Origin of the sequence: Herbaspirillum sp. DW155 (genome assembly GCF_037076565.1) — a bacterium.
Taxonomy (GTDB): domain Bacteria; phylum Pseudomonadota; class Gammaproteobacteria; order Burkholderiales; family Burkholderiaceae_D; genus Herbaspirillum.
In genome coordinates this window covers 1,596,938-1,611,559 of the sequence record NZ_AP029028.1, presented here as the reverse complement: position 1 = coordinate 1,611,559, position 14,622 = coordinate 1,596,938, and the positions used below count along the sequence as shown (strand labels likewise).

General features: G+C 66.0%; 11 protein-coding genes. 2 read left to right on the top strand and 9 right to left on the bottom strand.

Annotated elements, in window-relative coordinates; translation table 11 throughout:
- The first annotated feature begins 2 nt into the window (after positions 1-2).
- Positions 3-389: a hypothetical protein gene (locus tag AACH55_RS07185; protein ID WP_338718760.1), complete on the top strand. Its 387-nt coding sequence runs from the start codon at positions 3-5 to the stop codon at positions 387-389.
- A gap of 30 nt (positions 390-419) precedes the next feature.
- Here AACH55_RS07185 and AACH55_RS07180 read toward each other — a convergent pair whose 3' ends face one another.
- From AACH55_RS07180 to AACH55_RS07145, 8 genes are all read right to left on the bottom strand, one after another.
- Positions 420-1,886, bottom strand: a complete 1,467-nt coding sequence (locus AACH55_RS07180; protein WP_338718759.1) for an ATP-binding cassette domain-containing protein — start codon at positions 1,884-1,886, stop codon at positions 420-422.
- The gene (locus tag AACH55_RS07175; protein ID WP_338718758.1) at positions 1,883-2,713 is read right to left on the bottom strand and encodes an ABC transporter permease; all 831 of its coding nucleotides are present in this window, start codon (positions 2,711-2,713) and stop codon (positions 1,883-1,885) included. Before AACH55_RS07175 ends, AACH55_RS07180 begins: the two co-directional genes overlap by 4 nt.
- Positions 2,710-3,690, bottom strand: a complete 981-nt coding sequence (locus AACH55_RS07170; protein WP_338718757.1) for an ABC transporter permease — start codon at positions 3,688-3,690, stop codon at positions 2,710-2,712. The genes AACH55_RS07175 and AACH55_RS07170 overlap by 4 nt, the downstream gene beginning before the upstream one ends.
- Positions 3,681-5,267, bottom strand: coding sequence for an ABC transporter substrate-binding protein (locus AACH55_RS07165; protein ID WP_338718755.1), 1,587 nt, complete (start codon positions 5,265-5,267; stop codon positions 3,681-3,683). Before AACH55_RS07165 ends, AACH55_RS07170 begins: the two co-directional genes overlap by 10 nt.
- An 11-nt stretch (positions 5,268-5,278) precedes the next feature.
- Positions 5,279-7,405: a TonB-dependent siderophore receptor gene (locus AACH55_RS07160; RefSeq protein WP_338718754.1), complete on the bottom strand. Its 2,127-nt coding sequence runs from the start codon at positions 7,403-7,405 to the stop codon at positions 5,279-5,281.
- 277 nt (positions 7,406-7,682) lie between these two features.
- Positions 7,683-8,669, bottom strand: coding sequence for a magnesium and cobalt transport protein CorA (locus AACH55_RS07155; protein ID WP_338718753.1), 987 nt, complete (start codon positions 8,667-8,669; stop codon positions 7,683-7,685).
- A 22-nt stretch (positions 8,670-8,691) separates the two neighbouring features.
- Positions 8,692-9,588 carry a DMT family transporter gene (locus tag AACH55_RS07150; protein ID WP_338718752.1) on the bottom strand — a complete coding sequence of 299 codons (897 nt, stop codon included), beginning with the start codon at positions 9,586-9,588 and terminating at the stop codon, positions 8,692-8,694.
- A gap of 46 nt (positions 9,589-9,634) precedes the next feature.
- Positions 9,635-11,038 carry a DHA2 family efflux MFS transporter permease subunit gene (locus AACH55_RS07145; protein ID WP_338718751.1) on the bottom strand — a complete coding sequence of 468 codons (1,404 nt, stop codon included), beginning with the start codon at positions 11,036-11,038 and terminating at the stop codon, positions 9,635-9,637.
- A 209-nt stretch (positions 11,039-11,247) separates the two neighbouring features.
- Here AACH55_RS07145 and AACH55_RS07140 point away from each other — a divergent pair, with 209 nt between their 5' ends.
- The gene (locus AACH55_RS07140) at positions 11,248-13,077 is read left to right on the top strand and encodes a bifunctional anthranilate synthase component I family protein/class IV aminotransferase (RefSeq protein WP_338720211.1); all 1,830 of its coding nucleotides are present in this window, start codon (positions 11,248-11,250) and stop codon (positions 13,075-13,077) included.
- Here AACH55_RS07140 and AACH55_RS07135 read toward each other — a convergent pair whose 3' ends face one another.
- The gene (locus AACH55_RS07135; RefSeq protein ID WP_338718750.1) at positions 13,078-14,610 is read right to left on the bottom strand and encodes an efflux transporter outer membrane subunit; all 1,533 of its coding nucleotides are present in this window, start codon (positions 14,608-14,610) and stop codon (positions 13,078-13,080) included.
- Positions 14,611-14,622 lie beyond the last annotated feature (12 nt).

Genomic DNA, 14,622 nt, shown 5'->3' with positions numbered 1-14,622 from the left:
CGATGCGCTGCCTGATCCGCTACCAGCTGCGTGAAGAAGAGACGCCAGCCCACCACGAGTTCAGCACCGACGCCTCCGACACCGAGCAGGTCATCCTGCACCTCACCGCCTTCCTGCATCCGGAAGTGATCTTCGAATTCCTGCCCGTGCAAGCCGGTGGAAAAGACAGCATCGCGCAGCTGCGTGACCGCATGGCGCATGCGTGCGATTACCTGGAGCAGTATTGCGGGCTGCAGAGCCTGTCCTACATGCTCTTGCCGGAGGGCGCCACGTCGGCCCAAGGAAAATGGATCCACGTGCTGCTGAGCGGCCAGATGCCCGCCTCGCCCTCGTCCTTGTCCTTGTCCTCGCCTTCCAGTCCTGAGGACAGCGCTCAAGACCGCACCTGAACCGCTGGCCGCGACAGGACACTGCCCTGCTCAGGCGGGTTCCTCCCCCTGCCGCAGAGGCAAGCGGCGGTCGGCCACGCAACGAACGATATCGGCGTCATGCGTCACCAGCAGCACCGCGCTACCCGTTTGCCGGGCCTCTTCGACCAGCAGCGCCATGACTTCCTGCTGGGTCAGCGGGTCCAGGCGCGAGGTTGGTTCATCCGCAAAGATCAGCGCCGGACGCATGAGCAGCACGCGCGCCAGCGCGATGCGCTGCAACTCGCCGCCCGAGACCTGGCCCGGCCTGCGATCCAGCAAGGTGCGCGAGACGCGCATGCGCGCCAGCAGATCATCCAGACGCTGCCAGTCCAGCCCGTGCAGGCGCACCAGATCGTTGAGCGACTGGCGCAACGACAGGGTGGGCGCGAAGGCCGCCGCCGGGTCCTGGTAGATCTTCTGGAAGGCCGTGCGCGCCAGACCGGCCGCCCGCGTGACCTGCCCCGCATCGGGCTGCAACAGCCCCAGCACGATATTGCCCAGGGTGGTCTTGCCGGCCCCGCTGGGGCCGCTGATGGCCACGATTTCGCCGGCATGGATGCGCGCACTGAGGCCACTGAACAACTGCTGCTGCCCGAACGACTTGGCGACCCCGCTGATCTCGGCCACCACCGGGCGCGGCGTGGTCACCAGCGGCGCCGCGGGCAGCGGCCAGCAGGCCGGGTCTGCCCTCAGCAGACGGCGCGTATAGGCATGCTGCGGATGCGCCAGCAGTGCCTCGGCCCGCCCGCGTTCCACCATGCGCCCCTCCAGCATCACCGCCAGCTCGCCACCGAGCGCGCGCGCCAGCCACACATCATGGGTAATGCACAGCAGGCTCATGCCCTGCTGCAGGGCCGTCTGCAACAAGGCCAGCACCTCGCTGCGATGATCGGCATCCAGCCCCTTGGTGGGTTCATCGACAATCAGCAGCGGCGCACCGGCCGCATGCGTGGCCAGAAACGCCACGCGCTGGGCCATGCCCCCGGAGAGCATGAAGGGATAGCAGTTGGCGGCATCTGGCAGCCCGAGACTGGCCAATGCCTTGCGTGCCAGCAGGCGGGCACCGCTGCGGCCCGCGCGCAGGCTGTCGTTGTGGCCATCGGCAGCAGCGTGGCTGACCAGTTCGTAGGTCTCGGCCACCTGGTGCAGCACCGTCATGGTCGGGTCCAGCGCCAGCCAGGGCTCCTGCGGCAGCAACGCGATACGCCGGCCCCAGCCGCGCTGGCGGCTGCGGGCATCGGCGGCATCGCTGACCTCGCCGGCGATGCCGATACGGCCACTGCAACGCAAGCCGGCCGGCAGATTGCCCATGATGGCCTGGGCCAGCAGGGACTTGCCGGAGCCGCTTTCACCCAGCAGGGTCAGCACGCCGCCGGCAGGAATGGAAAAATGCATGTCCTGCACCAGGACTTGCTGGCCATGAAATACGGCCAGATTCTCCACCTGCAGGGCCGGTTCAGAAGACATTGACCTCATGCAGGCTCCTTGCCCGGCGACAGCAACAGCAGGGCCAGCAGCGTGACAAACAGCACCAGCACGGGCGCGCCGACCAGCCAGGGCGCCTCGCGGTAATAAGGCAGCAGTTCGATCATCATCACCCCCAGTTCCGGCGTGGGCGGCTGCAGGCCGACGCCGACGAAGCCCAGCGCCGACATCGCCAGCACCGCCCCCGCCAGGCCGAAACGCATCAGCGTAAACAGGCGCGGCAACAGCGCCGGCAGCAGGTGGCAGCGCACGATATAGAGCGGCCCGAACCCCAGCAGGCGCGACGCCTCTACCTGCTCACTGGCCAGCAGGATGCGGCTGGCCGCGCGCACCACGCGGAAATACTCCACCCACAAGGCCAGCGAGATCCCCACATAGAGCGGCCAGAAACCACCCGGCGCAAAGGCTGCCAGCAACAGCACCAGCAGCAGGCCCGGCAAGGCCAGTACCGCATCGGCCAGGGCCGCCAGAACGCGCTCGACCCAGCCGCCGCACCAGGCGGCCAGCAGGCCGATCACTACGCCCGGAATGGCCGCCGACAACACGCTCACCAGCGCCAGCGACAGCGACAAGCGCGTGCCGTGCGCCAGCCGCGCCAGCATGTTGCGCCCCAGTTGGTCATAGCCCAGCGGATGGGCCAGGCTGGGCGCTTCAAGAAATCGCGCCAGTTGCTGGCGGGCCGGATCGGCATCGATCCACAGCGGGCCCAGCCAGGCGAACAAGACGATCAACACCAGCAGCGCCAGGCCAACGGCCTGGGCCGGCGTCCAGCGTCGGGCCGCCGGTGCCGGCAGGTCATCGGAAGCGGACAGGCTCATGGTCGGCAGCGCGGATCGATGAAAGCGCAGGCCGCATCGACCAGCGCGTTGAAGAGAACGAACAGGAGCCCCAGCACCAGCGCCGTGCCCTGGATCATCGGCACGTCGCGCCCGAAGATGGCGTGCACCAGCGCGTGACCGATGCCGGGCCAGGCAAAGATGGTCTCGACCAGCACCACGCCCTCCACCAGCATCACCAGTTGCACGCCCAGATAAGCGGTCACCGGAGCGGCGACGTTGCGCACGCCATGGCGCAGCAGGGCCTGTGCCGGGGACAGGCCCTTGGTCAGCGCGAAGGCAAAATAGGCCGTGCCACGCACCTGCACCATGGCATCGCGCGCCACCCGGCAGGACACCGCCGCCAGCCCCAGCGCCAGGGTCAGCGCCGGCAACAGGATGCCGCCGTGGTCACCGTGACCGGCCGCTGGCAAGGCCCCCATCTGCACCGAAAACAGCAGCACCAGGACCAGCCCCAGCAGGAAGGACGGCAAGGCCCGCAAGAGCACAGACGTCGCCAGCGTTGCGCGGTCGAGCCAGCCACCGGGATGCAGGCCGGCCAGCACGCCCAGGGTCGGGCCGATCAGCAGGGACACGGCCATCGCCAGCCAGGACAGGCGCAGCGTGGGGCCCAGCTGGTGGCCGATTTCCGCCAGCACCGGCAGCGCCGTCACCTGCGACACGCCCAGGTCCAGATGCAGCAGGCGGCTCCACCATTGGGCGAGGGCCATGTACCAGGGCTGGTCCAGACCCAGTTCGGCGCGCACGGCCAGGGCCGCTTCGGTGCTCACCATGTCGTAGCCATAGCGGCCGGCCGCGATGCGGTAGGCCATGTCGCCCGGCAGCAGGCGCGTCATGAAGAAGCAGAGCGTACCGACCAGCAGCGCCACCAGGGCGGCTTGCAGCAGGCGCTGGCTGAGGGCGGCGGCCAGTTGCCGGCGTGTGGCCGGCGGCAGCGGCAGGAGGCGGGTCAGGTCCATTGCAGGGAAGCTATCCGGTAACTGCGTTCAAAGGGATCAATGCTGGCGCCGCGCAGGCGGCGGCTGACCGCACAGGTCTGGCGATACCAGACCACCGGGATCACCGGCAACTGCTCCTGCAATATCGCCACGATACGTTCCCGCTCGGCGCGGCCACGTTCAGCCTGGCCGGTGGCAGTGGCCGGAATGGCCGCCAGACGCGCCAGCAAGGCCGGCACTTCCTCGTTGCCCCAGCCCATGGCGCCCCAGTCGCCGCCTTGCCGACCGAAGTCCTGCAGGAGGCTGGCCACCGGGTCGGGCAGGTTGCCGTAGTTGCGCGCAGCCAGCGCCATCTGCAACTGTCCGCTGCGATGGCCGGCCGGGATGTCGCTGGAATTGCCGATGACGACGCGCACGGCCATGCCGATCTGACGCATTTCTTCCTGCAGGGCCGTGGCGATCAGGGGCAGTTCGGGACGGTCCACGAAGGTGGTCAGGCTCAGTTGCAACTGCTGGCCACCCTGCCAGCGCGTGCCATCGGCGCTGAGCCGCCAGCCGGCTTCTTCCAGCAGGCGGCGTGCCAGCCTGAGATCGGTATGCAGGGGGGCGAGACGACTGTCATGCCAGCGCGCCAGCGAAGGCGGCAACAGTTGCGTTGCGCCCAGCTCAGGATCGCGCAACAGGGCACGCGCAATCCCCGCGCGCTCGATGCACAGGGCAATGGCGCGCCGTACCCGTACATCGGCCAGAAAAGGATGGCCGGCGTTGAGCTTGAGAATGGTCGTGCGCGGCAGCATGGCCGACAGCAGGACCGCGCGCGCACTGTCCTGCAGCGCACGGATGCTGGGCGGATCGAGCGAGAAGGCCAGGTCGGCCTGGCCGCTCTGGACCAGCAGCGTGCGCGTTTCCGCACGGGAGACACTGATGTAGCGTGCCCGCTGCACCGCCCTGCCCGGCCCGGCCTGCACGCGCTCGACATCGAACTGCTGCGGCAGGCTGATGGAGCGGATGCGGAACGGCCCGCTGCCGATGATGGCCACCACCTTGCCCTGCGCATCGAAACTGGCCGGTGCCAGGATCTGCGTGGAGTAATGCGTCAGCAGGTAAGGCAGCGGACCAAAGGGCTGGCGCAGAGACAGTACCAGCTCACTTCCCTGTACAGTCATGTCCCTGATCCCGGCCAGTTGCAGTACACCTGGCCGGACACTCGCGCGCTGCAGGCAGGCCAGGATGCTCCCGGGCGTGACCTCGCTGCCGTCGTGGTAGCGGCGCCCTGCCGGCAAGGCAAAGCGCCACTGCAGTCCGTCGCCGCTGACCTCCCAGGCGCTGGCCAGGCCCGGCTGCAACTGGCCGGCATCGTCCACCTCCAGCAGGGTCTGCACGACTTCCATGCGGGTGAACATGTAGCCGGCGTAGGAGGGGTCCAGCCCGGTCAGTTCCCACGGTCCGACCACGGTCAGGACATCGCTCCCGGCCCCGGTGAGGGCGTGCACCTGGGCGCCGGAATCGTCGCCGTGCGCCCGGGCCAGCGGCCAGGGACAGGCCGCCAGCAGTGCCAGCAGGGCGCGCCGGCGCGGCGCAGGAGGTGAAGCGGCCAAGCGAAACTCCTTCAGAACTTGACGTTGAGCGCCAGTGTGGCAGTGCGCTCGTCACCCGGCATGATCCACACCGTATTGTAGGAACTGCTGTAGTAACGCTTGTTGAAGAGATTGTTGACGTCCAGCGACAGCTTCATCCTGGGCGTGAACTGCCAGTACGCCAGCGCACGCGCGATCACGTAGCCGGGCAGCCTGAAACTGCCGGCCTGGTCACCGGTACGCTCGCCCACGTAGTTCAGGCCACCACCGATACCGTAGGGCGAGCCACTTGCGGACACATCTTCAAACACTGCCAGTACACTTCCCGATACACGTGGCACGTTGATGAGCCGCGAACCGACGGCCAGGGTGTTGTCCTTGCTGACGTAAGCATCGGTATAGGCCAGGTTGCCGGTCAGGCGCCAGTGATGGCCCAGGCGCGCATTGGCATCGAGTTCCACGCCCTTGCTGCGCACTTCGCCGGCGGCAATCGAGAAGGAGGCATTGGCCGGGTCGGTGGTCAGCACGTTCTGCTTGGTGATGTCGAAGACGGCCAGGGTGGCGCCGCTGCGCTGGTCTTCGCTCTGGAACTTCAGGCCCACTTCGGCTGCGCGTGAGGTCTCGGGGCTGAAGGCATTGCCGCTGGCGTCGCTGCCGCTGTTGGGGCGGAAGGACTTGCTGGCGCTGGCATAGGCCGACCACGACGGCGTGAACAGGTAAGTGAGGCCCAGGCGCGGGGAATAGGCGCTCTTGTCCTGGCGCGTGGTGGTGACCGCACCAAGGATGCTGCGAGTGTCCAGCGTTGAACGGAATGTATCTGACCGGATCCCGGCCAACACTTTCCAACGCTCGTTCAGGCTCAGCTGATCCTGAACATAGAAGGCCGTGCTGATTTGTCGCTCACTGGTATTTGTCCTCGGAAGCGGATTCGGTTGCGCTTGACCATAGCTCGGCGCGTAGATGTTGATCGCATAAGGTGCTGCAGCAGTGGGATCAATACGCAGCATGCGCTGATCCAGCGTCAGCCAGTCCACCTCGGTCCCCACCAGCACCTCATGCTGAATGCCCCCGGTCTGCAACTTGCCGCCCAGCTCGGCCTGCAGCGAGGTATCGTGCCAGCTGTAATCGCGGTAGCGGCGCTGGCGGCGCAGCGTGGTGTTGTCGGCCTGCAGGGCCGAGGCTTCGGTGGAATAGCCATCCAGCGTGCCATCCTTGTGGAACAGGCCGGTACGCAGGTGCCAGTTCTCGTCGAGGCGATGTTCCAGTGTCAGCAGGTGGTTGGTGTTCTGCATCTTGATGTCGCCATCGCGCGGCTCACCCAGGAAGCGCGAGACCGGCAGCACCCCGAGATTGCCGTTGACTGCGACGATGCCACGGTCCAGCGGCGCCTTCTGGCGCAGGTATTCACCTTCGTAGTTCAGCACGGTGCTGTCGCTGAGCACCCAGGTGAAGGCCGGCGCAAGAAATTCCCGGTCGCTGCTCACGTTGTCGCGGAAGCTGTTCTTGTGCTCGAAGGCGGCATTGAGGCGATAGGCCACCTCGCTGTTGAGCGCGCCGGTGGAGTCCACCGCGCTGCGGTAGCTGCCACGGCTGTCCACCGACAGGTCCAGGCTGTTGGCGCTCTTGAACTGCGGTTTCTTGGTGACCACGTTGATGGTGCCGCCGGGCTCGCTGTTGCCGTAGAGCGCGGCCGCCGGTCCCTTGAGGAAATCGATGCTCTCCACGTTGGCCGTATCGCGCGGCGGCGCATAGCCGCGATTGGAGGCGAAGCCGTTCCAGAGAATGTTCATGCCGCCATTCTCGCTGCCGGAAAAACCACGGATCGAATAGTTGTCCCACAGCCCGCCGAAATTGTTTTGCCTGGCCACGCCACTGACGTAGAGCAGCACGTCATCCAGGCGCGTGGCGCCCAGGTCGTCCATCAGCTGACGCGAAACCACCTGCACCGACTGCGGCAGTTCCTGCAACGGGGTCTCGGTGCGGGTGGCACTGGAGGTGGTGCTCTGGCGGTATTGCTGGCGCTCGCCGGTGCCGGTGACAACGATCTGGCCCAGGCCGGTATCGGCAGCGCTGGTGGTATCGGCGCCCCAGGCCAGTGGCTGGCCCTGGCTCATGGCGAGTGCGCCCAGCACGGCCGCCCGCAGTGCGGTCATTTTCATCTTTTCCCTTGTGATGGTGTTGTGGGACGGCTGGGTGCGTGGCTGCCTTGCCGCCAAGAAATGACCGTCGTGGCGGTCAGCGCGGCATTTTATGCAACATTGTTGCAATTATCAAGAAAAATGAATCGTATTCACAACGCGAGTTCAACGTCTGGCGACATAATGCCTGCTGCCTATCGAGGCGTGCGCAGTGTAATGGCACAAACGAGCCGGCGGGTGCGACATTTTGCCGCACCCGCCGGTTTTCTTTACAAATGAGGGGAAGCGCAGTGGCTTATCAGAGCCACCCCGCCTTGCGCAGCCGCCGCCACAGCAAGGTACAGGCGGTGACGATACCGCCCAACACCAGCGGAAAACTCCACTCCCAGGACAGCCCCGGCATGTGCGCGAAGTTCATGCCGTAGAGGCTGAAGATCATGGTCGGGATGGCCAGGATGGCACCCCAGCCGGCCAGGGTCTGGACGATCTCGTTCTGGTGGATGGTGACCTGGGCCAGGTTGATCTGCACGGCCGACTCCACCATTTCACGCAGGCGGTCGCCGGTATCGATGAAGCGCACCACGTGGTCGTAGATGTCGCGGAAGTAGGCCTTGCCTTCCTTGGTGATGAGCCCTTCATGGAAACGCAGCAATTGCGTGCACACGTCCAGCAGGGGCGTGGCTGCCGAGCGCAGGCGGATCAGCTGGCGCTTCAACTGGTACAGCTCCTGCAGGTAGGCCTTGCCGCTCAAGGCGCCGGGGTTGAAGAGCTGTTCCTCGTACTGGCTGAACTTGGCTTCGAGGTCGTCCATGATGGGACGGTAATTGTCCACCACGAAGTCCATGATGGAATAGAGCACGAAGCTGGGCCCGCGCACGAGGCGCTCGGGCAGCATCTCGCAATGCTCGCGCACCTTGGCATAGCTGCGCGAGGCGCCATGCCGCACCGTGACCACGAAGCGCGGCCCGGTCAGGATGTGGGTCTCGCCGAAGAGCACTTCGCCACCGGCCAGCTGGGCCGTATGCAACACCACGAAAAGGGTGTCGCCATATTCCTCGATCTTGGGTCGCTGGTGGGCCGCGTAGGCATCTTCCACGGCCAGCTCGTGCAGCGAGAATTCTTCCTTGATCTTGTTCATCAGCTCGACGTTGGGCTCCAAGAGGCCCAGCCAGACGAAGGTGCCCTCCTCTTCCAGCACGTCGCTGATCTCATCGAGGCTGATGTCGCGCAGTTTCTTGCCCTTCTTGTAGACCGTGCAGTTGACGATCATGGCGGGGTCGATCATGTCTGTTTCCTGTTCTTGTGGATCAGCCGGTACGCACGCGCCAGCGCAGGCGCTGCCTGAAGACCTGGGCCATGATCACGCCGGCCAGCGTGATGATGCCGCCGATGGCGTGATAGCCGTGCAATTGCTCGCCCAGCGCGGCCACCGCAATGATGACCGTGAAGACCGGCATCAGGTTCACGAAAATGGCACAGCGGCTCGCACCCAGATGCGCCACGCCGCGCATCCACAAAAACTGCGACAGGATGGACGCGGCAATGCCCGCATAGAGCAGAATCGGCAGGTTATCACGCGTGATCGGCGAATGATGGCCCAGCAGGTAGCCGGGGAAAAGCAGCACCACCGCCATCAGCACCTGCATATACAGCAGCTGCCAGGTCCGCAGCGGCAGCGCCCAGCGCCGCAGCATGACGCCATACAGGCCATAGGCGATGGTGGCCAGCAGCATGAGCACATCGCCCGTGACCACGCCCTGCTCGAACAGCGCCAGCGGATGGCCGCGCCCGATCAGCACCGCCAGTCCGAAGAGTGACAGGATGCCACCGGCCAGCGTGCCCACCGTGGGCGGTTCCGAGAGCAGCTTGATGCTCAATATCAGCGTGAGCAAAGGCATCAGCGAAGCGATGATGCCCATGCTGGTGGCCGAGGCCGTGGCCGCAGCGAAATACGCCAGGCTCTGGAACAGCACCATGCCCAGCAGCGCCAGCACCAGGATCTTGCCCAGATGCGGGCGGATCTGCGCGCGCGCCGCCCAGGCCGGGCGCGCCAGGAAGGGCGACATCAGCAGCGCGGCCAACACCCAGCGATAGAAGGCAATATCTTCCGGCGCGATGACCCCGGCCGACATCTTGCTGATGACGGTATTGCCGGCCCAGATCAGGACCGCGCCCAGCGGAAACCACAGGGACTTGTACGTCATGGGCTGCATGGTTCTCCTCGTTGTGTCCCGGCCCGGCATGCTGGCCTCAGGCGGGCTTGTTCTCTTGCTGCCCCGCCATTTCGGCACCGGCGTTGGGTGGCAGCTGGCGCAGCATCAGCAGGGCCAGCGAGGCCACCGCGCCCACCACCAGGAAGGCCGGCCAGAAGTCCTGCGCCACCAGCGTGGCATGACCCTGGATTTCATTGGACATCTGCAGCGCAAACCCGGCCAGCACCACGCCCATGCCGATGGACAACTGCTGGGCCACGCTGGCCATGCTGGTGGCCTGGCTCAGGCGCAGCTTGTCGACGTCGGCATAGGAAATCGCATTGAGGCTGGTGAACTGCAGCGAACGGAAGCAGCCACCGATGAGCAGGACGATGACCATCACCAGATACGGCGTCTGCGGCGTGAAGGCACCGATGGCGCACAGGCCCAGCACGCCCAGCGCGCCGTTGACCAGCAGCACCCGGCGGAAACCGTGGCGGCGCAGGAAGCGCGCGGCGATGGTCTTCATGAACATCGCTCCGGCGGCCGAGGCGCAGGTCAAGAGGCCCGAATGGAAAGGCGTATAGCCAAAGCCCAGTTGCAGCATCAGCGGCAGCAGGAAGGGGACGGCGCCGATGCCCACGCGATAGAGCGAGCCGCCGAAGACGCCCGCACGCAAGGTCGGAATCTTCAGCAGCGCCAGGTCGATCAGGGGTGCGCTGGCGCGGCGCGCATGCCAGACGTAGGCGCACAGGAACAGCATGCCCGCCACCACGCAAGCCAGCGAAATCTCGCCCGAGACCAGATGCCGCCCGGCCGTGGCCAGGCCCATCATCAGCAGCGAGCAGCCCAGCGCCGAAAGAAGGAAGCCCATCAAATCGAGCGGCGCCACCTGCTCGGCCTTGAGATCAGGGATGAAGCGCGTGGCCAGATAGAGGCCCAGGATGCTGATGGGAATATTGATGAAGAAGATCCAGCGCCAGTGGAAATAGGTGGTGATGAAGCCCCCCAGCGGCGGCCCCAGCACCGGACCGAACAAGGCCGGAATGGTCAGATAGGACAGCGCCTTGACCAGGTTGACCTTCTCCACGCTGCGCAGAATCACCAGGCGCCCGACCGGCACCATCATGGCCCCGCCTATGCCTTGCAGGAAGCGCGCGGCGACGAACTGCGGCAAGCTTGAGGACATCCCGCAGAGGATGGAGCCCAGCATGAAGACGCAGATGGCGGTACGGAAGATGGTCAGCGAGCCGAAGCGGTCGGCCATCCAGCCGGAGATGGGAATGAAGACCGCCAGGCTGACCAGGTAAGAGGTCAGCGCCAGCTTCAGCGAAATCGGATCAACGTGCATGTCCAGCGCCAGCGCCGGCAGGGAAGTCGAGATGACAGTGGAATCCATCTGTTCCATGAACAGCGCACAGGCGACGATCAGGGGAATGATGAAGGTGCGTGGAATGGGCATCGGCAAGGTTGATGGATGAGACTACGGCGGCAGCGTACAGCGTCAGTGACCGGGAATTGAGCAGCAATTGAGCGGCCTTGCGTGCCGCCCGGCAAGCCTTCAAGTATACCTTTTACGCTATCATGCTGCCGACCGCGCGCCGCGACGGCTTGCCAGACGGCATCCCGGCCCTTGCGGTCTTCCCTGCTCTTCTGTTTGCACTGCCCTTCATGAACGATTGCTTCGCCCTCCTCGATGACCATCAGGCCAGCCCGGCCGAACCGCGCTCGCGTCTCTACACCGGGCATGTGCGCACGCTGGCCTGCACGGATGCGGCGCACTTCCCGGCGTTGCTCGAAGAGATGCAGACGGCACTGGCCGAGGGGCAGCACGCCGTGGCCTTGTGGAGCTATGAACTGGGCGCGGCGCTGCAGGGCTTGCCGCATCGTGCGCCGTGCGGCCCATTGGCGCGCGTGCTCATGTTTGCGCATTGCGCGCATCTGTCTTCAGCCGAAGTGGATGCATGGCTGGCTGCACAAGCACGATCCGACAGCGCCGGCCTCACCCGTCTGCGCAGCAGCGTCGACGAGACCGCCTTCAGTGCAGCCATCGCCCGTATCCGCGATTACATCGCAGCCGGTGATACCTACCAGGTCAACTACACCTATCGCCTGCACTTCGATGTGCTGGGCGATCCAATCACTCTTTACCGCCGCCTGCGCGCGCGCCAGCCGGTACCGTATGGCGCGCTGGTGCGCGATGAGCTGGGCGGCATGGTGCTGTCGTGTTCACCGGAACTGTTCGTCGCCCATCAGCAAGGAACGCTCAAGGCCAAGCCCATGAAGGGCACGGCGCGCGCCGTGCCGCCCCAGCAGGAAGGCGCGGAAACGATCAACGCCCAGCGCGCCCTGGCACTGGCGGCCGATGAAAAAAACCGCGCCGAGAACCTCATGATCGTCGACCTGCTGCGCAATGACCTGGGCCGTGTGGCCGTGCCCGGGTCCGTACAGGTGCCGCATCTGTTCGACGTGCGCCGCTACGGACAGGTGCTGCAGATGACCTCCACCATCCGCGCCCGCCTGCGTGAGGAGGCCACCCTGGCCGAGGCAATCAATGCGCTCTATCCCTGCGGTTCGATCACCGGGGCGCCCAAGCGCCGCACCATGGAAATCATCCACGAACTGGAGACTGAACCGCGTGGACTCTATACCGGCGCCATCGGCTGGTTCGAGGCGCCTCGCGCGGGGGGCCATGCCATCGGTGATTTTTGTCTGTCGGTGCCGATCCGCACGCTGGAACTGCAAGCCCCTCAGCAAGGCGTGCGCAGCGGCGTGATGGGCGTGGGCGCGGGTATCGTCTACGACAGCGAGGCTGCCTCCGAATTTGCGGAATGCCGGCTGAAGTCAGGATTTCTCACAGATCTGGCACAAAGCTTCACCCTCTTTGAAACCATGTATGCCAGCCGCACCGGCTGCCGCCATCTGGCGCTGCATCTGGCGCGGCTGAAGCATTCTGCTTCACAGCTGGGCTTTCCCTTCGATGCCACGGCGATCCGGCACAAGCTCGATACCGCCTGTACTGAACTTTCTGACCAGACCGCCTACCGCCTGCGCCTGGCGCTCGATGCCCAGGGCGGCATCACGGTGCAGCATGCGCCGCTGAGTGCGCTGGCCGGCCCGGTCAAGGTGTTCCTGGCCGATACCGCCACCGACAGCAGTGACCTCTTCCTGCGCCACAAGAGCAACCAGCGCGCGCGCTACGACGCCGCCTGGCAGGCGGCCGAACAGCGCGGCGGCTTCGATCTGCTCTTCTTCAACGAACGCGATGAACTGACCGAAGGCGGACGCAGCAACGTCTTCGTCAAGATCGCCGGCCGCTGGTGCACGCCGCCGCTGGACTGCGGCGTCCTGCCGGGCGTGATGCGGCAGGTGCTGCTGGCCGATCCGCAATGGGACGCGGTGGAAACCGTCATCACCCGCGCCGACCTGCTAGGCGCGCAGGAGATCGTAGTCTGCAATGCCTTGCGCGGTGCGCTGCCGGCCGTGTTGGTGACCGCCTGATCAACGCAGGGCCGCGTTCTCCTTCGCCGCCTGGGCCTTCGCGGCAGTCTGCTGCTGCAGCGGCCCCAGGTCATCCAGGCCGTGCGCATCCCAGCCGCCACCCAAGGCCTTGGCCAGCAACACGCTGGCCGCCATGCGGCGATTGAGGATGTTCAGGGCGCTGATCTCGGCCGACAGCGCCGTGGCCTGGGCCGTGATGACGTTGACGTAGCTCACCGTGCCTGCCTTGTACTGGTTCATCACCAGCGTGACCGCCTGGCGCGCCGCCTGCAGCGCCTCGCCCTGCACGGCCGCTTCCTGTTCCAGGATACGCAGTGCGGCCAGGTTGTCTTCCACCTCCTGGAAAGCGGTCAGCACGGTCTGCTTGTAGGTGGCCACGGTGCCGTCATAGGTGGCGATGGCCTGGTCAGTGGCGGCACTGCGCGCGCCGCCGTCGAAGATGGTCTGCGCCAGTTGCGGCCCCAGCGACCAGACGCGGCCCGGCAGCGTGAACCAGTCGGCGAAGGTGGAGCTTTGATAGCCCCCCGAGGCCGACAAGGTGAGGCTGGGGAAATACGCCGCCTTGGCCACGCCGATCTTGGCATTGGCCGAGGCCACGCGGCGTTCGGCAGCGGCCACGTCAGGACGGCGCTCCAGCAGCATCGAGGGCACGCCCTGCGGCACCGGCGGCGCCACCGCCGTCAAGGGTGCGCGCGGCAGCGAGAATTCGGCCGGGGTCTTGCCCACCAGCAGCGCGATGGCGTGCTCGACCTGGGCGCGCGTGACGCCATTGTCCAGCGCCGAGGCCTGGGCCGATTTCAGCTGGGTCTGCGCCTGGATCACGTCGGACTTGGCCACCAGCCCTGCGGCATATTGATTCTGCGTCACCTGCAACGAGCGCTGATAAGCCTGCACCGTGTCTTCCAGCACCTGCTGCTGGGCGTCCAGCACGCGCAGTTGCAGGTAGTCCTGCGCCAGTTGCGCCTGCGCCGACAGGCGCGCTGCGGCCAGATCCGCCGCACTGGCCTGGGCGCTGGCCTGGCTGGCTTCGACATCGCGCCGCACCTTGCCCCAGATGTCCGCTTCCCACGAGGCCGTCAGCGAGAAGGTATAAGCATTGCGCACGCTGCCCGAACTGGAACTGCTGCCGGAGGCACCGGAACTGCTGCTGGAGGAGCCGGCCGAGCCCGAGCGGCCCCGCGAGGCTCCGGCCGAGGCCGACAGCGTGGGTGAATAGGCCGCGCGCGAGCTCTGCACCAGTGCCACGGCACTGCGGAAATTGGCTTCGGCCAGCGCCAGATTCTGGTTGGAAATATCCACCTGGGCCACCAGCGCATTCAATTGCGCATCGCCGAACATCTCCCACCACTTGCCATCGGCAGCCAGATCGCGCGGCTGGGCTGGTTTCCAGTTCTGGCCTTCCTTGAACACGGCCGGGCCGATGTCCATCTGCGGACGCACATAATCGGGCCCCACCGAGCAGGCCGCCAGCGCGAAGCTCGCCGCCAGCATGGCCAAGAGCGGCTTGAGTTTGAACAGGTCTTGTTGCGTCATGCGTTTCTCCAT